Below are 22,579 nucleotides of genomic sequence, written 5' to 3' on the forward strand. Positions count from 1 at the left end.
TGTACGCGGCTGGCCTGGAAGGACGCTGAATGATATAGGTAAATGGCTTTCCAGGGCAGGCCTGGTCGCAGTAGCCAGCCCGGAATCATTGAATTGGTAATCTCAAGCGTTAAAAATCATAACTGTCGAAAATAAATGGATTTTTTCAGACAGCGGCATCCGGCATGATTTTTCGCCACCATTCAGGCTTCATATCTTCAAATGAGTGAGATTGTGGCGAAAACAAGGCTTGCTCATTGTGGTCAAAAATTCCGCTCAGCAGAGCAATCACCGGACTGTCATCGATGGCACCGACAGAGGTGCCACACCGGCCGCAAAATGCCCGGGAGGAACTCGCGGATGAGCGGAACAGGGAAGGAACACCGCCTTCACCCGTCCATTCAACATCATCCGAGTGGAACTCAAGCCATACTGCGGTCTGGCAGCCAGAATGTTTCTGGCAAATACCGCAGGAGCAGGAATGAGAGGAAGAAGGGTTCACTGCGGTGAAGCTGATAAACCCACATAAACATCCACCAGACAATTTCATATTTATCTCCGTCGCTCCGATTTTTCCGCATTAAGATAGATATCCGGCCGGGTAATGGTCCAGGCATAGTTTTCCCGGTTGACGGGTTCATAGCCTAACTTTTCATACAGCCAGGGGGCGGTGGTGGTAAACAGCATAATCCTGCGAAGCTGCTCAAAAACCGGGTGATGATGAAGACATTCCATGACCCATCGACCCAGTCCTTTCCCCTGATGCTCCTCAAGTATGTACACATCACAAAGGTACGCGAAGGTAGCGTAATCCGTTATCAGGCGCGCGAAACCAATCTGGCAACCCTGGTGGTAAACACCAAAATTCAGGCTGTTCTGTATGGAAGTGGTGACGATCTCCAGAGAAATACCCTTTGCCCACGTGGATCGCGTCAAATACCGATGAACAGCCTGCACATCCAGCTTTTCCCGGTCCGTGCTGACCAGGTAGTTATTCTGCCGCCATTCATATACCGCTGATATGCTCACTTAACTTGCCACCCGGGGGATTTAGGGAAAACTTAACCTTACATTACTGCGTATTCGCCCGCCATGTAGCATAGCTGATATGTTCCAGCCGCTTGAGCTGCTCCACCAGTTTATCCAGCTCGGCGGCGTCAACTTCCGTACTGATCAGGGTGATTTCGATATCGACATGGTCGCTGTCGGTCACGACCGTTTCAATATCTGCCGCAGGGTAGCGATGCAGCTCAAGAAACTCCTGCAGGGTATCGCGCACCTTGCCGGAATACTGTCGCGGAACCGTGGCGAGAATCACGTATTCCGCCTCAACGCTGTCGGTGTCGGCGCGGTTAATAAAATTCACCAGCGGGCGCAGTAACGTATTGCCGGCCAGGATAAAGACCGTTAAAAGCGCCGCTTCGGGGATGCGATCCACGCCGGTACAGGCCCCGACGGCCGCCGAGCACCAGAGCGTTGCCGCCGTGTTTAACCCGCTGACGTTGGCGCCTTCTTTCATAATCACCCCAGCGCCGAGGAACCCGATGCCGGAAACAACGTAAGAGATGACTCTCACTGCTTCCGTGCTGCCGGCAATAGAATCGGCCAGATCCACAAACCCCGCCGCGCCGATAGCGACCAGCACGTTGGTGCGCAGCCCCGCCGTGCGCTGGCGAAACTGGCGTTCCGCGCCGATGAGCGCACCAAAAATAAAGGCAAAAAAATAGCTCAAAAACGTGTTGGCGATACCCGAGAAATCAAACTGTTCAACGAAATTCATGCCGGTCCCTTTGCTGCTGTTGAATGCTGAGACAAAGAGTATAAATTTCGTCTGTGAACATATCGTTGTCGGGGCCAGCATTTTATTGAAATCTGACGATCTTTTTTCAGCTGGCGGAATTAGTCCGGGGAAGGGCCTCGCTCCAGAAAGGTGGACAGGGCAATATAGCTGCGAACGGAACGGACGCCGTCAAGGCTCTGAATTTCCATCAGAAAATTCTCCAGGGACTCCGTATCATCCGCGCGGACTTTAATTAACACGCAGCCGTCACCGGCGACGGTATGCAGTTCCTCAACCTCGCGTCGGCTGGTGAACTGCAGGAGTGCGCGCGTTGCTTCATAGCTGCTGGTATCGATCACCAGAAACGTTAACAGCGTTCGGCCCAGCTTGCAGCCATCGAGTACCGCCACGGTGCCTTTAATCACGCCGTCGCGCTTCAACCGCTTCACCCGATCGTGTACCGCTGGGGCAGACAGATGGACGATCTCGCTCAGTTCGCTGTAGCTGCGTCCTGCATCTTCGGCCAACGCGCCTAATATTTTTCGGTCAATAGCATCGAGTTCGACCGGTTTATGCCTTATCTGCCTAATGCCATCTTTTTCTTTATCAATCGCGCTCATAAGCGTTTACCTGCTGAATGAAGTTATGAATATACTTTAATTCACCTAATAGTATTAAGCTAAAATTTATACCGGAGTTTACATGCCCATCGCACTACTTGCCCTCGCCGTCGGCGCATTCGGGATAGGCCTGACGGAATTCGTCATTGCCGGTATCCTGCCGCAAATCGCCGTGGCGTTTAACGTCAGTATTCCCTCCGCCGGATACATGGCGACCATTTACGCGCTGGGTGTTTTTATCGGCGCGCCAATCATGACCGTTCTGGGGGCCAGCATCCCGCGTAAAGCGATGCTGACCGGCCTGGCGGTGATCTTTACCCTGGGCAACGCGATCACCGCCATGGCCCCGACGCTCGAGGTGGCGCTGATCGGAAGAGTGATCACCTCATTCAATCACGGTGCCTTTTTCGGCATCGGGTCGATTATCGCCGCGTCGCTGGTGGCACCTGGACGGCAGGCGAGCGCCATCGCCTTTATGTTTTCGGGTTTGACGCTGGCAAATCTGTTTGGTGTGCCGATCGGCACCTGGCTTGCCCAAACCTTTAGCTGGCGGCTGGTTTTTTGGGGGATCGCGGCTATCGGTCTGCTGACTATCGCCAGTATCGCGCTGCTGGTCCCGCATATTGAAAAAGGCAAACCGATTGCCCTGCGAACCGAACTGCGTGCGTTTTTCGATCCTCAGGTTCTGCTGGTGATGGGCATTACCGTTTTCGGTCCGGCGGGCTATTTTACCGCCATCACCTATATCGCGCCGATCATGATTGAAGAGGGCGGTTTTTCCGCCGCAGGCGTGACCTGGCTGATGGTCCTCTTTGGCCTCGGGCTGGCCGTTGGTAACTGGGTGGGTGGCCGTTTTGCCGACCGTTCGCTGTTTGGTACGCTTTTCGTCACGCTTATCGCCCAGGGGATCGTGCTGCTGATTTTCTGGTTCGGCGTTCACAACCCGGTGATTGCCGCCGCGTCGGTATTCCTGATGGCCGCCTTTGGTTTCGCCACCGTCGCACCGATCCAGAAGCTGGTGATGGATCGTGCCAGCCAGGCCGGTGCGCCAACGATGGCTGCCTCCGTCAACATTGGCATGTTCAATCTGGGCAACGCGCTGGGTGCCTGGGTCGGCGGAGCGACCATCGCTGCCGGTTTTGGCCTGGTGTCACCGGGCTGGGCGGGTGCCATCCTGTCGTTTATTGCTCTGGGGCTGGCTGCCCTTGCCTGGCAAAGCGCGCGCAGAGGCTACGTGTTGAATGCCGGGTCATGCTAACTGACTGAATCCACACGAATGTAAAAGCATCACTGACAGGGGCCGCCAGTGGCCCCATTTTTATCGCCTCTCACTGATGCTTCACTATATGAAGCAATTTGATGATTTGTTCTTTGAGTCGCTTCACGCAATCCCCCCTTGCCGACGCAGCCCCTCACCAAAAACCCTACGCTGAATTCCAGAACATAACGCGTCTTTTCGGCGCGACGTTTACCTTCTGGAGGTCGTATGGAAAGTTCGGACCGCCGCTATGGCGGTGAATATGTGGCGGAAAAAACAAACAGCCCGCCGAGAAGCACGGCCAGAATCATGATGGCTGCCGGGATTGGACACTTTATCGAGTGGTTCGATTTTGGTCTGTACGGCACCTTAGCGGCGATTATCGCCAGCAACTTTTTTATCAGTGACGATCCGGCCACCGCGCTGCTGAAGTCCTTCGCGGTCTTTGGCTCAGGGTTCCTGATGCGCCCGCTGGGTGGTCTGTTTTTCGGTTCCATGGGCGATCGGCTGGGGCGACGCAAAGTACTGGTCACGGTGATCGTCATCACCTCGATCTCTACCTTTGTGATGGGCATTCTGCCGACCTGGCATCAGGCGGGGATTGTCGCACCGGTACTGCTGGTGATCACCCGCCTGGTGCAGGGCTTTGCCGCAGGCGGTGAAAGCTCCGGCGTGATTACCTATCTGGCGGAAAGCGCGAAGCCGCATCGCCGCGCAACGCTCACCTGCTGGAGCGAGAACTTCAGCTTTATGGCGTTTGTCTGCGGTTCCGGCCTGGTGCTGCTGTTGACTTACTGGCTCGGCGAAGCGGCGATGAACGACTGGGGCTGGCGCATTCCGTTCCTGCTGGCCGCACCGCTCGGGCTGGGTGGGCTATATATGCGCCGCAATATGGAGGACTCGGCGGAATTCCACAAGCTGAAAGCGAGCGGAAAACTGGAGAAGTCGCCGCTGCGCACTGCGGTTAAGACCTCGCTGTCGGCATTGCTGTTCTGTACAGGCTTCGTGGTGATTAAAGCGGTCAGCAGCTGGGTGCTGCAATCGTTTATGCCCGGTTATCTGTCAACGCATCTGCACTACAGCCGCGCTGACTCTTATCTGATCACCACACTGGGCCTGTTAAGCGTGGCGATTTGCATGCCGATCACCGGCTATCTGTCGGACAAATGGGGAAGGCGGCCGCTGATGCTGCTGGGATGCGCCGGTTTCATCCTGCTGACGTATCCCGCCATGCTGCTGATGACGCAGGGTTCGGTGGGCAGTTCGATTGCCGCAATGAGCATGCTGGGCGTATTTGTGGCGCTGTTCAACGGCGGCTGCGGTGCTGCAATGGTGGAGCTGTTTCCCACAGCCATTCGCTATGGCGGTATTGCCATGTCCTACAACCTCACCGTGGCGCTGTTCGGCGGCGTTACGCCGCTGGCTTCCGCAAGCCTGATCGCCTTCACCAGCGACCCGCTGTCTCCTGCGTGGTACGTGATGATCACTGCGCTGATCTCCTTTATTGCCGTGTGGTTTGCCAAAGAAACGGCCGGAAAAGTGCTGGATTAATGAAAACTGGAGCTTTTATGCATATTACGAACGTGGAGTGTTTTCCGCTAAAAATCACCCCGGACCAGGCTTATCTCGGCGGTATGGCGGACGGGAACGGCCCGGATTACTACTATCGGCCGGAATACCGCTGCGTCTATTCACGCAAGATGGAAACCTGCCTGGTGAAAATTACCAGCAGCGACGGCCATGTCGGCTGGGGGGAGGCGCTGGCACCGGTGGTACCGCAGGTGCCAGCCGAACTGATTAAACAGCTGTTTGCGCCGCTGCTGATCGGGGAATCTCCGTTTTCCAGCGGCGTGCTCAACGCCAGAATGTACGACTCCATGCGCGATCGTGGGCATATCAGCGGCTATCACATTGATGCTATCGCCGGTGTGGATATCGCCCTGTGGGATCTAAAGGGCAAAATCCTGGGGCTGCCGGTCCATCAGCTGCTCGGTGGTGCGTTCCGCAAGTCGGTTCCGTGCTATGTCTCCGGTCTGCCCGAACCCGATATTGACAGCCGCTGCCGCCTGGCGAAACAGTGGCAGGAAAAGGGATTCCATGCCGTTAAGTTAGCGCTGGGCTACGGCGTAGGGGAAGACGTTAAAAACATCCGTGCGATCCGTGAAACGCTCGGCGACGAGGCGCAGATTTTCATTGATGCGCACTGGAATTACAGCGTGGCCGAGGCCAGCGATCTCGCCGGACAGCTACACGCGCTGGGGGTGGGTTTCCTTGAAGCACCGCTGTTGCCGGAGGATATTGCCGGTCATCGGGAGTTACGCGTCAAAAGCGCGGTAGCCATTGCGTTAGGTGAAACCGAACGCACGCGCTACCAGTTCAAAGCCGCGATCGAGCAGCGGGCGGCGGATATCCTGCAACCCGACGTCGGCAGAACCGGCATCAGCGAACTGATGCACATCGCCTCGCTGGCCGAAACGTGGAATCTGCGCGTTGCGCCGCATTTAAGCGTCGGGCTGGGGCCGTGCATCGCCGCATCGATCCATGCCGCTGCGGCTATCCCTAATCTGTTTATGCTCGAATATCAGCCCCCCGTTTTTACCCTTGCCAATCAGCTGCTGAAACAGCCGCTGATCTGCGAACGCGGTGAGTATCAACTGCCGCAGGGCGCAGGTTTAGGGATTGAAATCGATGAAGATCGCGTTCGCGACGTTGTTATGGAGGCAGCATGTTAAAAGGTAATGTCCCGATTCTCGCCACGGCATTTGATGAGCAGGGCCAGCTGGACCTGGCTTCCGTAGAACGTCTGGTGACGTTCCTGTTGCAGCAGGGTATTGATGGCCTGGCGCTGTTTGGCAATGCCTCCGAAGGCTATGCCCTGACCCAGGATGAAAAGGAGGCACTGTTTCATTGTGTGAAAAAACGGGTGGGCGATCTGCCGCTGGTGGCTGCGGCGGGCGGAGCGTCATCCGCCGTCGCCATTGAAGAAATTATGCGAGTACAACGCTGGGGCGCGCAGGTGGCGATGGTCAATCCGCCCTCGGTGGTGAAGCCCGGACCGGAGGAGATTTATCGCTTCTGGCGCGATATCTGCCAGGCCTGCGATATCGACATCATGATCCAGGATGCGCCGCTGATGACCGGGGTGAATATTCCCGTGCCGACGCTGGTACGTCTGTGCCAGGACTTCCCTGGCATCAAATACATCAAAGTGGAACAGCCACCGACCACGCTGAAAATCACCGCCTTAAAGCAGGCGCTTGGCGATAGCGTCGGTCTGTTTGGCGGCCTGAACGCGGGCTTTCTGTATGAAGAGCTGTGCCGTGGCGTAACGGGAACCATGCCCGCCTGCGAATTCCCTGAGGTGATCAATGCCATCCTGGCGGCCTGGCAACGGGATCGCCGGGAAGCACAGGCGCTGTTTTATCGCTATCTGCCTTTCCTGCGTTACGGCGTGCAGCCAGGTATTGGTGTGGCCATTCATAAAACCGTGCTGCATCAGGCCGGGATTTTTGCCAGCGATTACGTGCGCGAACCGGCGAAAAGCCTGGATGACACCACGCGGCAGGAGCTCCGTGAACTGACCGCGTTTCTGCCGCTGGCCGCGCTGGGAGGAGCACGATGAACTACATTGCGGTGGACTGGGGAACCAGCAATTTCCGTGCATTCAGCGTGCGTAACGGCGTGGTGGTGAAAACGATACAGGACAGCTGCGGCGTCGGCCGCTGTCAGCGGGCCGAGCTGCCCGGAATACTGCAACAGCAGATGCAGCGGCTGGGTGAGGATTGGGATGAACAGTTGCCCGTGATGCTTTGCGGGATGATCGGCAGCAATATCGGCATTGCCGATGCCGGTTACCTTGATATGCCGCTGAGCTTTTCGCAACTGCTGGGGAAAGGCCGGGCGCTGCCGGGCATCCTGCCCAATCCGCTCACCCTGCGCCCCGGTATTTGTGACCGACGGGTCAATGAAATCTGCCGGGGGGAAGAGATGCAGCTGGCGGGGGCACTGACGCAGTCCGATGTTTCACTGTTTGCCGCCGTGGGTACCCACAGCAAATGGCTCCGCGTGGATCGCACCCGGCAAAGGGTCACGGGCTTGCAGACCATTATGACCGGCGAGCTGTACCATCTGCTGCTGAATCATGCCGTCGTGGGGAAAGGCCTGCCGGATCAGGTTAACTCCGCGTCTGCATTCCAGTCGGGTGTTGAAACGGCGGTGACAGTGGTGCGGGAACACGGGGAACTGGTGACAGAACTGTTTCGCTGTCGGGGACGCTACATCCTTGATGCACTGGCAAAAGAAGAAGCCGCTTCATGGCTATCCGGTCTGTTGATGGGCTACGAAATATTACGCGGTCATCCCGGCGGCGATGAAACGGTATGCTTTATCGGCAGCGAGGCGCTGCTGCCGCACTACCAGCGCGCCTGCGAAATTTTACAGTGCCGTTATCAGTTAGTTTCTGCGGAAAGCGCCACGCTCGCCGGATTCAATGAGGTGTTTCGTCATGAAGGATAATCCGCAAATTATTGCGATTCTGCGTGGAATAACCCCAGACGAGGCGGTGCCGCATATTGCCTGTTTGCTTGAGCACGGAATCAATCGTGTGGAAATTACCACCAACTCTCCCGATTGGGAAGCCAGCCTGCATCGGGTGCGGCAGCGCTTTGGTGCTGACATCCAGCTCGGGGTGGGAACGGTCACCAGCGGCGATCACCTGCGGCGCAGCGTGGCCGCCGGTGCCGATTTCATTCTTACCCCGAATCTTAATCCGCAGTTGATTACTCAGTCCAAAGAGCAGGGGCTGTTTGTCTGTGCGGGCGTATTTACGCCTGGTGAAATATTTACTGCTGTTGATTCAGGCGCGGATGTGGTGAAAATATTCCCGGCCTGCGCACTGCCGCGCAACTATCCACAGTTGATCAAAGGCCCGCTTTCCCAACCCGTCAGTTTTTCGGCGGTCGGGGGCGTAGAGATAGACAATGCCGCTGAGTTTCTGCACTACTACGACAGTGTGGGATTAGGGTCGGCGCTGTATAAACCGGGCCAGCGGGTGGCAGACACGGCAGCCCGCTGTGAACGGCTAAGACAGCACCGGCAGTGATTCGCCGCTGATTTTCCTGGCCGCTGCCGTCAGGTATAAACGCAGGCTGGCCGTGTCCATTCTTTCACTGTTGATATTCGACAGCGCAATGGCGGCCTGCATGCCGGGGATATTGCAGGCCAGGCGATAATCACCCGGACCGAAATCTTTGGCAAACACCTGATGTCGGCGCGCCTCGTCAATATCCTGCCTGAGCAACTGATAATCATTGATGCCGATTTGGGCGATGATTTCTTCATCACTCATTGCCGACAGCAGTTTAATGCCGATTACGGAATCATGAACCGGAAACGACTGGTAATTACCAATGGCGCGGGCAATGCTTTCCCCGCCGCGCGTATGGATCAGATACACCACGTTTTTACCGCTCAGTGCGCCGATCACAATCGAAATGGCGTGATTGCCACTCTCTTCCAGCAAATCCATCACCGCATTATAAAACGCCGAATTGTGGATCGCCTGGGCCGATAAACGATGGATGCCGATACCCAGGCTGTATTTGCGTCGGGCATCGCGCTGCACCATGTCCAGTGCCAGCAGGGTCTGCATTAACCGCGTGACCTTGGCAGAGTCCAGCTCCAGCTCACGCCCCATTTCGCGGATGCCTTTTGGCCGGTTTGCGGTAGCCAGTAAATTCAGGCAGCGAAAGGCATCGTAGACGGTACTGTTCATCAGGGTCCTTGCCGGAGTCGAGGTGATGTAATCATAAATGCTTCGCGTTTATCGTGATATCGGTTTAGCGGCGGAGTGTGAAGCGCGTTGCCGGAACTCGTCAGCAGGAGATATCAGTTGGCATCAATACTTATCGCGCAGCAGCGATCTGCTCCCGCAGCCAGCGGTGGGCAGGATCGCGATGGACGCGTTCGGGCCACAGCATCAGCATGTCGAAGCCCGGCACGTCGACGGGCGGCTCCACAACGCAGAGCGCATCGTTGCCGCAAACAAGCCGGGACGGTGCCATCGCCACCAGATCGGTGTCAGACAGCACCGCGCTAAGCAACAGAAAGCTCGGTACGGAAAGCGAGACTTTGCGCGCCAGGCCGCGTTCAGCCAGTACCGTATCCGTCGCGCCCAGGAATCCACCGCCGTCGGGCGAAACAATGGCATGTTCAAGCTGGCAGAATTCCGCCAGCGAAGGTGCTGATTTCAGTTGAGGATGCCCCGTACGACCGGCCAGCACATAGCGTTCCGTAAACAGCCTGTGGTAATGCAAATCCGCCGGGGCTTCGGTGCCGGTCATAAAGGCGAGGTCGATATCTCCGCGTTCCGCTGCTCTTGCCACCTGCGACGGCACGCTCTGCACAATCGCCAGATGTATCGCTGGCGCTGCGGTACGGATCGCATCAAGAGCAGGGACTAGCAGGGTTAACGCCGCGTAATCAAATGCAGCAATGCGCCAGCGTTGAGTTGCCTCGGCGGGATCGAACGCATCCGACGGCGCGATCGCCAGTTCCAGCGCTGCCAGAGCCTGGCGCAGCGGTTCACGCAGCTCATCAGCCCGTGCGGTTGGGCGCATTCCCCGGGGGCCGGGCAGCAGAAGCGGATCGCCCAGCAGCTCGCGCAGTCTGGCAAGCTGCACGCTTACCGCCGGCTGCGAGAGATGCAGGCGCGCGGCGGCCCGGGTGACGTTGTTTTCAGTTAAAAGTGCATCGAGGGTAACGAGCAAATTCAGGTCGAGACGCTGAAGGATATTACTCATGGCTATACCTGTTATCCGTACAATTAATTTCTATTATACCGCAGATAAAAATACGCTGTCCCCGTCAACTCACGAGGCGCAGATTATGAATATTCTTCTTGTACACGCACAGCCAGAAAGCACGTCGTTAACCCGTCATCTTGTCAACGTCGCCCGGAATTTCCTGGAAGCAAACGGTCATTCAGTGGTGGAATCCGATCTTTATGCGATGGGGTGGAAAGCGGTTTTCGACGGCGAGGACTTCCCTGACCGAAGCGATCCCGAACGCCTGTCCTTTATCGCGGAGTCAGCGCATGCTTTTGCCAGCGGCAGCCAGACGTCAGACGTCGTGCAGGAGCAGAACAAGGTGCTGGCGGCGGATGCGGTGATCTTTGTATTTCCTCTCTGGTGGTTCAGCATGCCCGCCATCATGAAAGGCTGGATAGAGCGCGTCTGGGCCTACGGTCTGGCCTACGGCTATCAGGATAAAGGCAATGCGCATCGCTATGGCGAAGGCAGCTTCCTGGGCAAACGCGCGCTGCTCGCCGTTTCGGTCGGCGGCCCGGAAAAAGATTACGCCCCCAGAGGGATTAATGGTTGCCTGGAACAGTTGCTGTTTCCCATTACCCACGGCACGCTGTTTTACACCGGCATGGAGGTTTTACCGACCTTTGCGGTATATGGCAGCGGGCGGCTGGATGCCGATGTTATGCCACAGGTTGAAGCCGCATGGCGAAACCGGCTGGAGGGGCTGTTTGACGACGCGCCGATCCCCTTCCGCTGTCAAAACGATGGCAGCTACCCGGATCGCCATATTCTGGCCGAGCATATTGCGCCGGGGCTGACCGGCCTGGCGGTGCATACTGCAAAAAATGAATAAGAGTGCCCGCCGATCGTTTGCGCACCGACCGCGTTTAAGAGTAAGCGGCAAACAAACGGTACTGGAAATTAACATTCGTATTTTATTCTGCTTTTTATGAACTTTATTTGTTACGCGGAGTTGTGAAGCTGAATCATTCCCCTGCGGGCTTCCCGCCGGGGATGTTTATTTTTAGGGAGGTGATGAGAGCAACGTAAAATAAAAACGGTAATTTTTAAAATAACCTGCAGAAGATTAATGTTTAAATGAATTATGGCCTGTGCTTTTTGTGAATAGAGTCACGACGGCTCAAGCAGAGTTTTTTTATCCATATATATAGCGTTTTCTTACCTGTCACACGCAAAACACCCTGTTTATTCTTTGTTTTAAGCTGACAGGCGGGAGTGGTTTTTTAGCGGTAAAAGTGTTTTCTTCCCTGTTTTAATGCCGAATGAATATTAATTTCGTGTTTTTCGATCAATCCAGTTTTTTTATGCACGTTGCGCCATCCTATCTCTATAACTACAGGCTCGTGAGGCTATATATATGCAAAATCGTTTGGTTGCTAAACTTGTTTTGCCATTGTTACTCGGGACCGCATTTATTTCTGCGCCGCTGTATGCGGCAGAGAAGACCGTCGTCAATATTTCCAAAATCGACGGCATGCCCTGGTTTAATCGTATGGGCGAAGGGGTGATTCAGGCGGGGAAAGACTTCAATCTTAACGCGACGCAGGTCGGGCCATCCAGCACCGATGCCCCGCAGCAGGTTAAAATCATTGAGGATCTGATCGCGCGTAAAGTGAATGCCATCACCATTGTTCCTAACGATGCTAACGTGCTGGAGCCGGTGTTTAAGAAAGCGCGCGATGCGGGCATCGTCGTTCTTACTAATGAATCGCCGGGGCAGCCGAGCGCCAACTGGGATGTGGAAATCATCGATAACGAGAAGTTCGCGGCTGAATATGTTGAACATATGGCTAAGCGGATGGGCGGCAAAGGCGGCTACGTCATCTATGTGGGCAACCTGACGGTGCCACAGCACAACCTGTGGGCGGATTTGCTGATTAAGTATCAGAAAGAACATTACCCGGAGATGCATGAAGTCACCACGCGTATGCCGGTGGCGGAAAGCGTTGATGACTCTCGCCGTACAACACTGGATCTGATGAAGACCTATCCGGATCTACAGGCCGTGGTGTCCTTTGGCTCCAACGGCCCAATTGGCGCGGGCCGCGCGGTAAAAGAAAAGCGGGCGAAAAGCAAAGTGGCGGTCTACGGCATGATGATCCCGTCACAGGCGGCGTCATTAATTAAAAGCGGAGATATTACCGAGGGTATTACCTACGATCCGGCCACGGCAGGCTATGCCCTGACGGCGGTGGCCAGCACGCTGTTCAACGGTCAGGAGATCAAACCGGGTTTTGAAATTAAAGGTCTGGGCAAGGCGGATGTGGATACGGATAAGCACATCATTCGTTTTCATAAAGTGCTGTTAGTGAATAAAGAGAATATCGATTCCTTATATTAATCCGCTTTACGGGGCGCTCGCCGCCCCGTTTTAATTGACCAGGATACGCTATGGCACCATTCCTTTCTCTCCGTCATGTCAGTAAAACCTTTCATGCAAACAGGGCGCTGAATAATATCAATCTTGATTTTATGCCGGGGGAAGTCCATTGCCTTGCCGGACAAAACGGCTGCGGTAAATCGACGATGATTAAAATCATCTCCGGCGTCTATCGCCCTGACGAGGGGGCAGAAATTGAACTGGGTGGTAAGGTCTGGTCGAAACTGACTCCGGTGACGTCAGTTGCGCAGGGCATTCAGGTAATTTATCAGGATCTGTCGCTGTTTCCCAATTTGAGCGTTTGGGAAAACATCGCAATTAATCACTATCACCACGCCGTATTAGTGAAGCGCCGCGAGCTGCGCAGCCGCGCCGAGCGGGCGATGGCCAGCATCAACGTCTCGCTGCCACTGGATGCGCCAGTGGAGTCGCTGTCGATTGCCCGCTGCCAGCTGGTCGCTATTTGCCGCGCGCTGGCGCAGGATGCCCGGTTAATCATTATGGATGAACCCACCGCTTCGCTGACCCACCAGGAAGTGGAAGGACTGTTACATGTGGTGCGACAGCTGCGTGAACGGGGGATCTGCGTGGTGTTCGTCAGTCATCGTCTGGAAGAGGTGATGGCGGTTTCAGACAGGATCAGCGTGATCAAAGACGGCAGCCTGGTGGGAACCTGGCCTGCATCGGAGATCACCACCCGCAGGCTGGGTTACCTGATGACTGGCCAGGAGTTCGACTACAAGATCCGCGAACTCTGGCAGGGTAAAGGCAGCCAGCCGACGCTGGAGGTCCGTGACCTCAGCCGTAAAGGCGAATACCACAATATTTCTCTGAAGGTTGAGGCCGGGGAAGTGGTGTCGATCGTTGGGCTGTTAGGGGCAGGCCGGACGGAACTGTGCCTGAGCCTGTTCGGTATGACGCAGCCGGACAGCGGCGAAATATTGATTAACGGCCATGCCGTTCATCTGCACAGTAACCATGACGCCATCCGCCAGGGGATTGGCTATGTTTCAGAGGACCGCATGTCGCGCGGGCTGGTAATGACCCAGTCCATTGAAAACAACATTATCAGCACCGTGTTCAGAAAAGTCAGGGGCGCGTTTGGCCTGCTGAGTGACAGTAAAAGCCAGCAGCTGGTTGAGCGGATGGTGAAAGCGCTGACCATTAAAGCCCCCGATACCGGCCTGCCGGTCAATACGCTGTCGGGCGGTAACGCCCAGCGCGTTTCAATTGCCAAATGGCTGGCTATCGCCCCGAGATTACTTATCCTCGACAGCCCGACGGTCGGCGTTGATATTGCCAATAAAGCGGGTATATACCAAATTATCAGCGATCTGGCCGCCCACGGCATCGCCGTGCTGATGATTTGCGATGAAATTGAGGAAGCCTGGTACCAGAGCCACCGCATTCTGGTCATGAAGCAGGGGCGGCTTACCGATTGTTTCCTGCCGGACCGCAGCACCCAGGAGCAGATTGCGGAGGTGGTGAATGGCTAACCTGTTCAAACGGCATGAATTCTGGCTGGCGGTGTTAATCATCACGATATGCCTTCTGCTGGGCTGGCGCAGCGACGAGTTTCTGACGCTCAGCAACCTTTACGATCTGCTGAACAATTACGCCATGTTAACCATCCTCGCCTGCGGCCTTTTTGTGGTGCTGATTTCGGGCGGGATCGATATCTCCTTCCCGGCGATAACGATTATTGCGCAGTATGGCATGGTGGTGTTGTTGCAAAAGTTTGGCGGCAACTTTGCGGTCGCGTTCATGCTGGCTGGCGGTATCGGCGTGCTGCTGGGGTTGATCAATGCGCTGCTGGTCAATCGTCTGAACGTCCCCTCAATCATTATCACCATTTCGACACTGAATATTTTCTACGGTTTACTGCTTTGGCTTAGCAAAGGGGTCTGGCTATACGACTTCCCACCGTGGTTTGAGCAGGGTGTGATGCTGTTTAAATTCACCGACGCGGAGGGCTACGACTACGGGCTGGGTCTGCCGCTGCTGGCAATGATAGTCGTGGTGTTGCTGACCGCTTTTATCATGAACTTCACCGCGACGGGCCGCAAAATCTACGCGATGGGCGGCAGCCGTGAATCCGCCAGCCGTATCGGCTTCAGCGTGTTCGGCCTGCAGCTGTTTGTTTATGGTTACATGGGGCTGCTGTCCGGCGCGGCGGGGGTGATTCAGGCTTGGACCGTGATGACGGTGGCCCCGGACGCGCTGCTGGGGTATGAGCTGACGGTGCTGGCCGCCGTGGTGCTGGGGGGAACCAGCCTGATTGGCGGACGCGGCACCCTGACGGGGACACTACTCGGGGTGATCCTGCTGGCGGTGATGCAGAACGGCCTCAACCTGTTGGGGGTGTCTTCATACTGGCAGACCCTGATTACCGGGGCGATTATTGTCGCCAGCATCAGCGCGACGGCATGGAGCCAGTATCAGAACCGGAGTTTGTTATGAAAAAGTCCTGGCGTAATAACGTTGAGTTTTACCTGATTGGTCTGCTGGGGTTGACGGTGGTGGCCTTCAGCATTGCCATGCCGGAGATCTTCTGGTCGGTGAGTAATTTTCAGTCCATCGCCTCCCAGATGCCGGTGCTGGGCATCCTGGCGCTGGCGATGGCGATGACCATGCTGTGCGGCGGAATTAATCTGTCGATTATTGCCACCGCTAATTCCTGCTCGCTGGTGATGGCCTGGATTGCCACCCAGTATCCGCCCGGAGTGGGGACGGCCCTGGCCGCACTGCTGGCGGGAGGTGGAGCCGCGTTAATCATCGGCCTGTGCAACGGTGTACTGATTGCGGGAATACGTGTCTCGCCGATCCTCGCCACGCTTGGGATGATGACGCTGCTCAAAGGCGTGAATATCCTGCTGACGGGGGGAAGTGCGATTGCCAACTATCCGCAGTGGGTGCTGTGGTTAAATCATGCGCAGTGGTTCGGCATCCCGCTGCCGCTGTGGCTGTTTGCCGCTGTAGCCCTCGGTTTGTGGGTGATGCTGGAGAAAACCGCGCTGGGGCGCTCAATTTATCTGATTGGCTCCAACGAGCGGGCGACACACTACTCCGGCATCAATACCCGTCGGGTGTTGATTTGGGTCTATGTTATCTCCGCGCTGCTGTGTGCGATTGCCGCCTTCCTGATGATATCGAAGCTGAATTCGGCAAAAGCGTCGTACGGCGAATCTTACCTGCTGATATCGATTCTTGCTGCGGTGCTGGGCGGGGTGAATCCGGACGGCGGCAGCGGCCGAATTATCGGTATGGTTCTGGCACTGTTCCTGTTACAGATTATTGAGAGCGGTTTTAATATTCTGGGCATCAGCCCGTATCTGACCATGGCGCTGTGGGGCACATTACTGCTGTGCTTCATTCAGGCGAAAGGGATGCTTGGGCTGGGGCGGGCAGGATAAACAGCAGGGCGGGATCTGCACCGGGGGCGACGATCCCGCCCTGACTGACAACGTGGCTGACATTCGCCTGCCCGTATGGAGCAGGCGGTGTCAGCCTCAGCACATCAGAAATCATCCTGCAGCAAGTACCGCCACGCATACTGCGCATACAGCTCAGCGCCGTGCACCATCACATCCTCATCGATATTGAAACAGCCGTGATGATGCGCCCAGTCGGTTCCTTTCGCCTTATTACCGCAGCCCAGCAGGGCAAAGCAGCCCGGAACATTCTCGATAAAGTAACTGAAATCCTCACCGCCGGTGGTCGGCCGTTCGGCGTACAGCACCTCTTCACCGAAGGCATCACGGATCACCGACTGCGCCAGCAGGGCGCTGCGCTCTTCGTTGATCACCGGCAGCGTGCCGTAGGTGTACTCAACTTCCGCCGTGGCACCGTAGATCTCCGCCGTGTGATGAGCATAGCGCTCGATCGCCGCCTTCAGGCGCTCGCGGGTAGCAACGTCAAAGCAGCGCACCGTGCCGTCCAGTACCGCATTCTCGGCAATCACGTTAAAGCGCGTGCCGACTTCCATCCGACCAATGGTCACCACTGCGGATTCCAGCGGCGAGGTTTCGCGCGCGACAATCGCCTGCAGATTCATTACAAAGGAAGAGGCCACCACGGCGGTATCAATACAGGCTTCCGGCATCGAGCCGTGGCCGCCGCGCCCTTTGAATCTCACTTTCAGCAGATCGGCAGAGGCAAAGCTGGAGCCAACGTTACAGGAAATCTTGCCGGAGGCGGTGGTCGTCCAGATATGCATGCCAAAGACGTTATCTACGCCCTCAACCGCACCCTGGCGAACCATCTCACGCGCACCTTCGGCGATCTCTTCCGCCGGCTGGAAAATCAGCCGCACGTTGCCGCGCAGCCCGGCGCGGTTCTCCTGTAGCGCTCTGGCCGCGTTCAGCAGCATGGAAGTATGCGCATCGTGGCCGCAGGCGTGCATTTTACCGTCGGTCAGAGATTTGTAGCTGAGTGTCGTGCTCAGTTCCTGCACCGGCAGCGCATCCATATCGGCACGCAGCGCCACGGTTTTACCCGGCTGGCCGCCTTTGATCTCGGCGATAATGCCGGTTGGCTGAGTCAGGCGGTAGCTGATGCCGATCTCATCCAGCGCCTGCGCCACTTTCTGGGTGGTGCGGATTTCTTCCCACGGCAGCTCGGGGTGCGCGTGCAGATCGCGACGGAAGGCGATCATCGCCTCTTTCCAGGCGTGGACGGCCTGCGTAATTGACTGGCTTGTCATAACGGTTGCTTCCCTTATTTTTCGTACCATTGCACTGAATAATGATTTAAACAGCAGGAATAATGTAGCCCACCATGATCCCGGCAAGCACCACCGACACCATAGTGACGGAAATAAACCCCCCGACCAGCATCGGTGCCAGCATGTGCTGGGTCAGCACCTCGCGCTCTTTCTCATCTTTGGTCAGTGCGGTGATGGCTTCGTTAGTAATAATGTAGTCCGCCGGGAAGCCGTACATCGAGGTCAGCGCGATAGCGAACGCCATCTCCATGCTGACGCCCAGCATTTTTCCCACGATCCAGGAGACGATAAACATCCCGACTACGGCGGCGGCAATCAGTACCAGCATCGGCAGCAGCAGGCGCAGCAGCATTTCCGGGGTGGCGCGGTTCAGCGTATCAAAAATAAACAGCATCAGGCCCATCACCGCAAAGCCGAAGCCGTTGGCTTTTTGCAGCGGCTGCCGCTCCAGGAAACCCAGCGAGGCGGCGATCACCCCGAACAGCAGGCACAGCACGAACGGGCTGACCGCCACCACGGGCGCCAGCCAGCCGGAAACCAGATACGCCAGCCAGCCCACGAAGGCGAGGCGCATAAATTTAAAATAGCTGGTGTTGTAGTGGGCGGGCATGCGACCAAACAGGCGCGGCATGGCGTTATCCGCAGCGCCAGAGGTTTTATCCGGCAGCGGGGTGCCCGCGACCGTCTCCTGCCACTCGCCGCTGCGGTACTTTTGCAGCACGCGCTTTCCCTCACGCTGCAGCATAATAGCGGTCAGCGGATAGCCGGCAAAGCCCTGCATCACGTAGATCATAATGGCAAAAACGGATAAATCAACCAGCCCGGCGGACGCCGCGCCCTTGGACATGATGATCGCCGAGACGATGCCGCCGACCAGCGGGGGAATGGTCACAATAGCGGTGTTGCGGTCGAACATCAGCATACAGACCACAAATACCGTCACCATAATACCGGCGATACCGGCCAGAGAGATGATGATGGTTTTCCACTGGCGGATCAGTTCAGGAACCGACAGCAGGGTGCCCATATTGGTGATCAGTAAATACATCAGCATCACCGCAACTACCGGGGTGATACCGGCGCGGCTGACGATATCCTGCGGGAAGAAGGTCCAGTAGCCAAATAAAAACAGCACGGCGCAGACAAATACGGAGGGTATCCAGGCTTTCGTTCTGACAGAAACCAAATCGCCCAGGTATAAAATGACCATGACCAGTAAAAGTGCGAACATTTGCGACATAAAACACATCCATTTGATTATTTTTAGAATAACAGCCCTGTTGGTCAGATAATCTGATTTTTACCTGATGATTATAATTATCAACTAGTTGGTGGTGTTGCTAACGCGAAGTTTTAGAATAAATGCCCAGGGTGTTAAATAAAGTGACCGGTGACAATAATTAACACAGCACAAAACTGATGACCAGAGAAGAATCACTGAAAGTGTGAGGTTATAAGGAAAAACTATGCGAATTTAAGTTTGAGAGGGTATTTCCGGCGGTGTTGAAAGTTTGAAGGGGCTATATTCAGGCGGGTGCTAAAAATCTAATTTTACTTACGGTGCGTAACGATAAAATAACAACCGACAGCGCTGCCAGGCGCTGTCGGTCATATTGTTAACGTGCCAGACGATAATACGCTTCATTCCAGCGCAGCGCATCGCGGAAACCGTGGATGGTGGTGTCGTTATCAATCACCAGCACTTCGATGTTATGCAATTCGCCGTACAGACGCATATCGTCAACCGTCAGCGCCTGGCTGAACACCGTATGGTGTGCACCGCCGCCGAGTATCCAGGCTTCTGAAGCCGTCGCCAGCGAAGGCTGGGCACGCCACAGCGCGCGGGCAACCGGCAGTGCAGGCAGGGCATGCGGCTGCTCGATGGCATCCACCACGTTAACCAGCAGGCGGAAGCGATCGCCCATATCGATCACGCTGGCGTTGACCGCCGCACCGGCCGGAGAAGAGAAGATCAGCCGCGCCGGATCGGCCTTACCGCCAATGCCCAGCGCCTGCACATCCAGAAGCGGGCGCGCTTCACGGGCAATAGACGGGCAGACTTCCAGCATATGCGAACCTAATACCAGATTGTTGCCCGGCGAGAAGTGATAGGTGTAATCCTCCATAAACGAGGTACCGCCCGCCTGATTACCGGCCATCACTTTGAAAATATGCAGCAGCGCGGCGGTTTTCCAGTCACCTTCACCGGCAAACCCGTAACCCTGCTGCATCAGACGCTGCACCGCCAGCCCTGGCAGCTGGGTCATACCGTGCAGAGTCTGGAAGTTAGTGGTAAACGCGCGGCAGCCTTCGCCGTCAAGGAAGCGTTTCATACCCAGTTCGATGCGGGCGGCATCCAGTACGTTCTGGCGTCGTTCTCCGTTAACCGCTGCCGCTGCCGAGAACTCATAGCGGCTCTCGTATTCATCAACCAGCGCACTGACGTCGCCGTCGCTGACCTGATTAATCACCTCCACCAGATCGCCGACGCCCCAGCCATTAACGGCGTAGCCGAACTGGATCTGCGCGGCGACTTTATCGCCTTCCGTGACCGCCACTTCACGCATATTGTCACCGAAGCGTGCGACTTTCAGCTGCTGGCTGGCGAGTTTTGCGGCCGCCCCACGCATCCACTGAGCGATGCGCTGTATCGCCTGCGGGTCCTGCCAGTGTCCGGTGACCACCTGATGCGGCAGGCGCATACGGGCACCGATGAAACCGAACTCACGGCCGCCGTGCGCGGTCTGGTTCAGGTTCATAAAGTCCATATCCATGCTGTCCCACGGAATTTCCGCATTAAACTGAGTATGGAATTGCAGCAGGGGTTTATTTAGCACGGACAGCCCGCCGATCCACATTTTCGCCGGTGAGAAGGTGTGCAGCCAGGTGATAATCCCCAGACACTGCTGGTCGTGGTTGGCATCGCGGCACAGCGCCAGCGCCTCGTCCGGACTTTTGACCAGCGGTTTAAGCTGGAGTTGGAAGGGCAGTTTTCCTTCGCGGTTAAGCTGGTCGACGACCTCTTTGCCGTGCTGTTCAACCTGACGCAGAGTTTCCGCGCCGTACAGATGCTGGGTGCCAATCACAAACCATACGGTTGCGGTGTTTAACAGGGTCATAAAACCACTCCTTCACTGACGGATGACTGTTGTGGCGCAAACTGCGGTTCGGCAACTTCGCACCATTGAAGATAACGCTGATAAAGCTGTTGAAAACGGGCGACGCGGGCAGGATCGGGTTGCAGAGTCTGCTCCAGCGGGCTGGCCATCTGCTGCTGCGCGGCCGGAATATCGGCGTAGACGCCTGCGGCAACGGCGGCAAAAATGGCCGCACCCAGCGCGCAGCACTCGTCGGAAGCCACGATGTCCAGCGGCCGGTTCATCACATCGCAGCACACCTGCATAATGGCCGGGGATTTACGGGCGATGCCGCCGAGCGTCAGGATCTGCTGTACCGGAATATCCTGATTTTCGAAACATTCCATAATGGTTCTGGCCCCGAAGGCGGTGGCGGCGATAAACCCGCCGAACAGCGTAGGGGCATCGGTGCCCAGATTCAGGTCGGTAATCACCCCCTTCAGGCGCTGATTGGCAAACGGCGTGCGGCGGCCGTTAAACCAGTCCAGCACCACCGGCAGATGATCGAGCTGAGGATCGCTGGCCCAGGCTCTGGTTAACTCCTCCAGCAGGGCACGGCGGATCGGTTCCAGCTGGGTTTTCAGTTCCGGCTGCTGCTGCATCGCCTGGACCAGCGGCCAGCTGAGCAGGCGGCTGAACCAGGCATACATATCGCCAAACGCTGACTGACCGGCTTCAAAGCCGATCATCCCCGGCACTACGCTGCCGTCGACCTGGCCGCAGATGCCTTTAATCGCGCGATCGCCCACGCGCTCGGGATCGGCAATCAGAATGTCGCAGGTGGAGGTGCCGATGACTTTCACCAGCGTGTAGGGCTTCGCACCGGCACCGACCGCCCCCATATGGCAGTCAAAGGCGCCGCCGGAAATCACCACGCCGCTCGGCAGGCCAAGACGTTCAGCCCATTCGGCGGTGAGTTCGCCCACTGGCAGATCGGCGGTCCAGGTATCGGTAAACAGGGGAGAATCCAGATCGCGGGTCAGCAGCGGATCGAGCGCATCGAGGAATGCCGCTTCCGGCAGCCCCTGCCACAGCGGATGCCACAGGGATTTATGCCCGGCGGCGCAGCGCCCACGGCGCAGATCGGCCGGAGCGGTGGTGCCGCTGAGCAAAGCCGGAACCCAGTCGCACAGCTCGACCCACGAGGCAGCGGCGTCACGTACCGCGGCATCCTCACGGCTGACGTGCAGGATCTTGGCCCAGAACCATTCCGAGGAGTAAATCCCGCCGATATAGCGTGAATAATCTTCGAATTCGCCGCTGTGGCACAGGCGGGTGATGGCTTCCGCCTCTTCGATGGCGGTGTGATCCTTCCACAGCACGAACATCGCATTGGGGTTATCGGCAAATTCCGGGCGCAGCGCCAGCACCCGACCTTCACGATCGATGGGCGCGGGAGTAGAGCCGGTAGAGTCGACGCCAATTCCGACCACGTTCTGGCTGTCGCTACCGAGTTGAGTGACAACGTCACGAATGGCCTGCTCCAGCGCTTCGATGTAGTCCGCAGGATGATGGCGGAACTGATTTCGGTTGGGCTGGCAATAGCGGCCCTCCTGCCAGCGCGGATAGGCAACGACCTGCTTCGCCAGTTCACGTCCGCTGGCACATTCCACCGCCAGCGCCCGAACCGAGTCGCTGCCAAAATCCAGACCGAGGGTTATGGCACCCTTGTTCATAGTTGTTCTCCAGAGACGATAGTCAAGTCTCTCTATCCTGGGAACATGGCGCAGAAGCGGTTAGGTGTGAGCGGCTGCAAATATGCACTTTTCTGCCATCAGATGCGGTTATGTGATGCGCTTCAAATGTTACTTTCCGGTTAAATCAGCTGAATGTATGGACAAAACGCCTGTAATTCCAGTGTGTGATAGCGCTCTA

The 22,579-nt window shown here is 56.5% G+C and carries 21 protein-coding genes; 11 read left to right on the top strand and 10 right to left on the bottom strand.

What is annotated here, in order from left to right:
- Positions 1–145 precede the first annotated feature (145 nt).
- The 4 genes from IBT46_RS05575 to IBT46_RS05590 form a co-directional block, all read right to left on the bottom strand.
- Positions 146–529: a GFA family protein gene (locus IBT46_RS05575; protein ID WP_200544715.1), complete on the bottom strand. Its 384-nt coding sequence runs from the start codon at positions 527–529 to the stop codon at positions 146–148.
- Between the two features lie 2 nt (positions 530–531).
- Positions 532–1,008: a GNAT family N-acetyltransferase gene (locus IBT46_RS05580; protein ID WP_200544717.1), complete on the bottom strand. Its 477-nt coding sequence runs from the start codon at positions 1,006–1,008 to the stop codon at positions 532–534.
- 43 nt (positions 1,009–1,051) lie between these two features.
- On the bottom strand, positions 1,052–1,759 hold the full coding sequence (locus IBT46_RS05585) for an MgtC/SapB family protein (protein ID WP_200544719.1): 708 nt from the start codon (positions 1,757–1,759) through the stop codon (positions 1,052–1,054).
- A 119-nt stretch (positions 1,760–1,878) separates the two neighbouring features.
- The gene (locus tag IBT46_RS05590; RefSeq protein ID WP_200544721.1) at positions 1,879–2,379 is read right to left on the bottom strand and encodes an Lrp/AsnC family transcriptional regulator; all 501 of its coding nucleotides are present in this window, start codon (positions 2,377–2,379) and stop codon (positions 1,879–1,881) included.
- An 82-nt stretch (positions 2,380–2,461) separates the two neighbouring features.
- Between IBT46_RS05590 and IBT46_RS05595 the strand changes: the two genes are divergently transcribed.
- From IBT46_RS05595 to IBT46_RS05620, 6 genes are all read left to right on the top strand, one after another.
- Entirely contained in the window at positions 2,462–3,637 is a 1,176-nt protein-coding gene (locus IBT46_RS05595) for an MFS transporter (protein WP_200544723.1), read from the top strand.
- Between the two features lie 309 nt (positions 3,638–3,946).
- Positions 3,947–5,188 carry an MFS transporter gene (locus tag IBT46_RS05600; RefSeq protein WP_200544829.1) on the top strand — a complete coding sequence of 414 codons (1,242 nt, stop codon included), beginning with the start codon at positions 3,947–3,949 and terminating at the stop codon, positions 5,186–5,188.
- A gap of 17 nt (positions 5,189–5,205) precedes the next feature.
- Complete coding sequence (locus IBT46_RS05605; RefSeq protein WP_200544725.1) at positions 5,206–6,369, top strand: mandelate racemase/muconate lactonizing enzyme family protein; 1,164 nt, start codon at positions 5,206–5,208, stop codon at positions 6,367–6,369.
- On the top strand, positions 6,363–7,259 hold the full coding sequence (locus IBT46_RS05610) for a dihydrodipicolinate synthase family protein (RefSeq protein ID WP_200544727.1): 897 nt from the start codon (positions 6,363–6,365) through the stop codon (positions 7,257–7,259). Before IBT46_RS05605 ends, IBT46_RS05610 begins: the two co-directional genes overlap by 7 nt.
- Complete coding sequence (locus IBT46_RS05615; RefSeq protein WP_200544729.1) at positions 7,256–8,152, top strand: 2-dehydro-3-deoxygalactonokinase; 897 nt, start codon at positions 7,256–7,258, stop codon at positions 8,150–8,152. Before IBT46_RS05610 ends, IBT46_RS05615 begins: the two co-directional genes overlap by 4 nt.
- A complete protein-coding gene (locus IBT46_RS05620; protein ID WP_200544731.1) occupies positions 8,142–8,738 on the top strand; it encodes a 2-dehydro-3-deoxyphosphogluconate aldolase in 597 nt (198 codons plus the stop codon). Before IBT46_RS05615 ends, IBT46_RS05620 begins: the two co-directional genes overlap by 11 nt.
- Here IBT46_RS05620 and IBT46_RS05625 read toward each other — a convergent pair.
- Together IBT46_RS05625 and IBT46_RS05630 are read right to left on the bottom strand one after the other, a co-directional pair.
- Positions 8,718–9,410: a helix-turn-helix domain-containing protein gene (locus tag IBT46_RS05625; protein WP_200544733.1), complete on the bottom strand. Its 693-nt coding sequence runs from the start codon at positions 9,408–9,410 to the stop codon at positions 8,718–8,720. The genes IBT46_RS05620 and IBT46_RS05625 overlap by 21 nt on opposite strands.
- 130 nt (positions 9,411–9,540) lie before the next feature.
- The gene (locus IBT46_RS05630) at positions 9,541–10,437 is read right to left on the bottom strand and encodes a LysR substrate-binding domain-containing protein (RefSeq protein ID WP_200544735.1); all 897 of its coding nucleotides are present in this window, start codon (positions 10,435–10,437) and stop codon (positions 9,541–9,543) included.
- Between the two features lie 85 nt (positions 10,438–10,522).
- On the opposite strand from IBT46_RS05630, the gene IBT46_RS05635 reads away from it, so the two are divergent.
- The 5 genes from IBT46_RS05635 (at position 10,523) to IBT46_RS05655 (ending at position 16,257) form a co-directional block, all read left to right on the top strand.
- Positions 10,523–11,296: an NAD(P)H-dependent oxidoreductase gene (locus IBT46_RS05635; RefSeq protein ID WP_200544830.1), complete on the top strand. Its 774-nt coding sequence runs from the start codon at positions 10,523–10,525 to the stop codon at positions 11,294–11,296.
- A 525-nt stretch (positions 11,297–11,821) separates the two neighbouring features.
- On the top strand, positions 11,822–12,805 hold the full coding sequence (locus tag IBT46_RS05640) for an autoinducer 2 ABC transporter substrate-binding protein (protein ID WP_200544737.1): 984 nt from the start codon (positions 11,822–11,824) through the stop codon (positions 12,803–12,805).
- Positions 12,806–12,855: 50 nt separating this feature from the next.
- The gene (locus tag IBT46_RS05645) at positions 12,856–14,340 is read left to right on the top strand and encodes a sugar ABC transporter ATP-binding protein (RefSeq protein WP_200544739.1); all 1,485 of its coding nucleotides are present in this window, start codon (positions 12,856–12,858) and stop codon (positions 14,338–14,340) included.
- Positions 14,333–15,304, top strand: a complete 972-nt coding sequence (locus IBT46_RS05650; protein ID WP_200544740.1) for an ABC transporter permease — start codon at positions 14,333–14,335, stop codon at positions 15,302–15,304. Before IBT46_RS05645 ends, IBT46_RS05650 begins: the two co-directional genes overlap by 8 nt.
- On the top strand, positions 15,301–16,257 hold the full coding sequence (locus IBT46_RS05655; RefSeq protein WP_200544741.1) for an ABC transporter permease: 957 nt from the start codon (positions 15,301–15,303) through the stop codon (positions 16,255–16,257). The genes IBT46_RS05650 and IBT46_RS05655 overlap by 4 nt, the downstream gene beginning before the upstream one ends.
- 104 nt (positions 16,258–16,361) lie before the next feature.
- Here IBT46_RS05655 and IBT46_RS05660 read toward each other — a convergent pair whose 3' ends face one another.
- From IBT46_RS05660 to IBT46_RS05675, 4 genes are all read right to left on the bottom strand, one after another.
- A complete protein-coding gene (locus tag IBT46_RS05660) occupies positions 16,362–17,546 on the bottom strand; it encodes an amidohydrolase (RefSeq protein ID WP_200544742.1) in 1,185 nt (394 codons plus the stop codon).
- 46 nt (positions 17,547–17,592) lie between these two features.
- Entirely contained in the window at positions 17,593–18,807 is a 1,215-nt protein-coding gene (locus tag IBT46_RS05665) for a hypothetical protein (RefSeq protein WP_200544743.1), read from the bottom strand.
- A 376-nt stretch (positions 18,808–19,183) separates the two neighbouring features.
- Positions 19,184–20,686, bottom strand: a complete 1,503-nt coding sequence (gene araA / locus IBT46_RS05670; protein WP_200544744.1) for an L-arabinose isomerase — start codon at positions 20,684–20,686, stop codon at positions 19,184–19,186.
- Entirely contained in the window at positions 20,683–22,380 is a 1,698-nt protein-coding gene (locus tag IBT46_RS05675) for a ribulokinase (protein WP_200544745.1), read from the bottom strand. Before IBT46_RS05675 ends, araA begins: the two co-directional genes overlap by 4 nt.
- Positions 22,381–22,579 lie beyond the last annotated feature (199 nt).

It is taken from the genome of Erwinia sp. S38, from assembly GCF_016624545.1.
GTDB classification, from domain to species: domain Bacteria; phylum Pseudomonadota; class Gammaproteobacteria; order Enterobacterales; family Enterobacteriaceae; genus Erwinia; species Erwinia coffeiphila.

What these genes read in the sequence shown, in the direction of transcription:
- IBT46_RS05575 (WP_200544715.1), bottom strand. Translation starts at nt 529, where the DNA reads ATGAAATTGTCTGGTGGATGTTTATGTGGGTTTATCAGCTTCACCGCA.
- IBT46_RS05585 (WP_200544719.1), bottom strand. Translation starts at nt 1,759, where the DNA reads ATGAATTTCGTTGAACAGTTTGATTTCTCGGGTATCGCCAACACGTTT.
- IBT46_RS05590 (WP_200544721.1), bottom strand. Translation starts at nt 2,379, where the DNA reads ATGAGCGCGATTGATAAAGAAAAAGATGGCATTAGGCAGATAAGGCAT.
- IBT46_RS05595 (WP_200544723.1), top strand. Translation starts at nt 2,462, where the DNA reads ATGCCCATCGCACTACTTGCCCTCGCCGTCGGCGCATTCGGGATAGGC.
- IBT46_RS05600 (WP_200544829.1), top strand. Translation starts at nt 3,947, where the DNA reads ATGATGGCTGCCGGGATTGGACACTTTATCGAGTGGTTCGATTTTGGT.
- IBT46_RS05605 (WP_200544725.1), top strand. Translation starts at nt 5,206, where the DNA reads ATGCATATTACGAACGTGGAGTGTTTTCCGCTAAAAATCACCCCGGAC.
- IBT46_RS05610 (WP_200544727.1), top strand. Translation starts at nt 6,363, where the DNA reads ATGTTAAAAGGTAATGTCCCGATTCTCGCCACGGCATTTGATGAGCAG.
- IBT46_RS05615 (WP_200544729.1), top strand. Translation starts at nt 7,256, where the DNA reads ATGAACTACATTGCGGTGGACTGGGGAACCAGCAATTTCCGTGCATTC.
- IBT46_RS05620 (WP_200544731.1), top strand. Translation starts at nt 8,142, where the DNA reads ATGAAGGATAATCCGCAAATTATTGCGATTCTGCGTGGAATAACCCCA.
- IBT46_RS05625 (WP_200544733.1), bottom strand. Translation starts at nt 9,410, where the DNA reads ATGAACAGTACCGTCTACGATGCCTTTCGCTGCCTGAATTTACTGGCT.
- IBT46_RS05630 (WP_200544735.1), bottom strand. Translation starts at nt 10,437, where the DNA reads ATGAGTAATATCCTTCAGCGTCTCGACCTGAATTTGCTCGTTACCCTC.
- IBT46_RS05635 (WP_200544830.1), top strand. Translation starts at nt 10,523, where the DNA reads ATGAATATTCTTCTTGTACACGCACAGCCAGAAAGCACGTCGTTAACC.
- IBT46_RS05640 (WP_200544737.1), top strand. Translation starts at nt 11,822, where the DNA reads ATGCAAAATCGTTTGGTTGCTAAACTTGTTTTGCCATTGTTACTCGGG.
- IBT46_RS05645 (WP_200544739.1), top strand. Translation starts at nt 12,856, where the DNA reads ATGGCACCATTCCTTTCTCTCCGTCATGTCAGTAAAACCTTTCATGCA.
- IBT46_RS05650 (WP_200544740.1), top strand. Translation starts at nt 14,333, where the DNA reads ATGGCTAACCTGTTCAAACGGCATGAATTCTGGCTGGCGGTGTTAATC.
- IBT46_RS05655 (WP_200544741.1), top strand. Translation starts at nt 15,301, where the DNA reads ATGAAAAAGTCCTGGCGTAATAACGTTGAGTTTTACCTGATTGGTCTG.
- IBT46_RS05660 (WP_200544742.1), bottom strand. Translation starts at nt 17,546, where the DNA reads ATGACAAGCCAGTCAATTACGCAGGCCGTCCACGCCTGGAAAGAGGCG.
- IBT46_RS05665 (WP_200544743.1), bottom strand. Translation starts at nt 18,807, where the DNA reads ATGTCGCAAATGTTCGCACTTTTACTGGTCATGGTCATTTTATACCTG.
- araA (WP_200544744.1), bottom strand. Translation starts at nt 20,686, where the DNA reads ATGACCCTGTTAAACACCGCAACCGTATGGTTTGTGATTGGCACCCAG.
- IBT46_RS05675 (WP_200544745.1), bottom strand. Translation starts at nt 22,380, where the DNA reads ATGAACAAGGGTGCCATAACCCTCGGTCTGGATTTTGGCAGCGACTCG.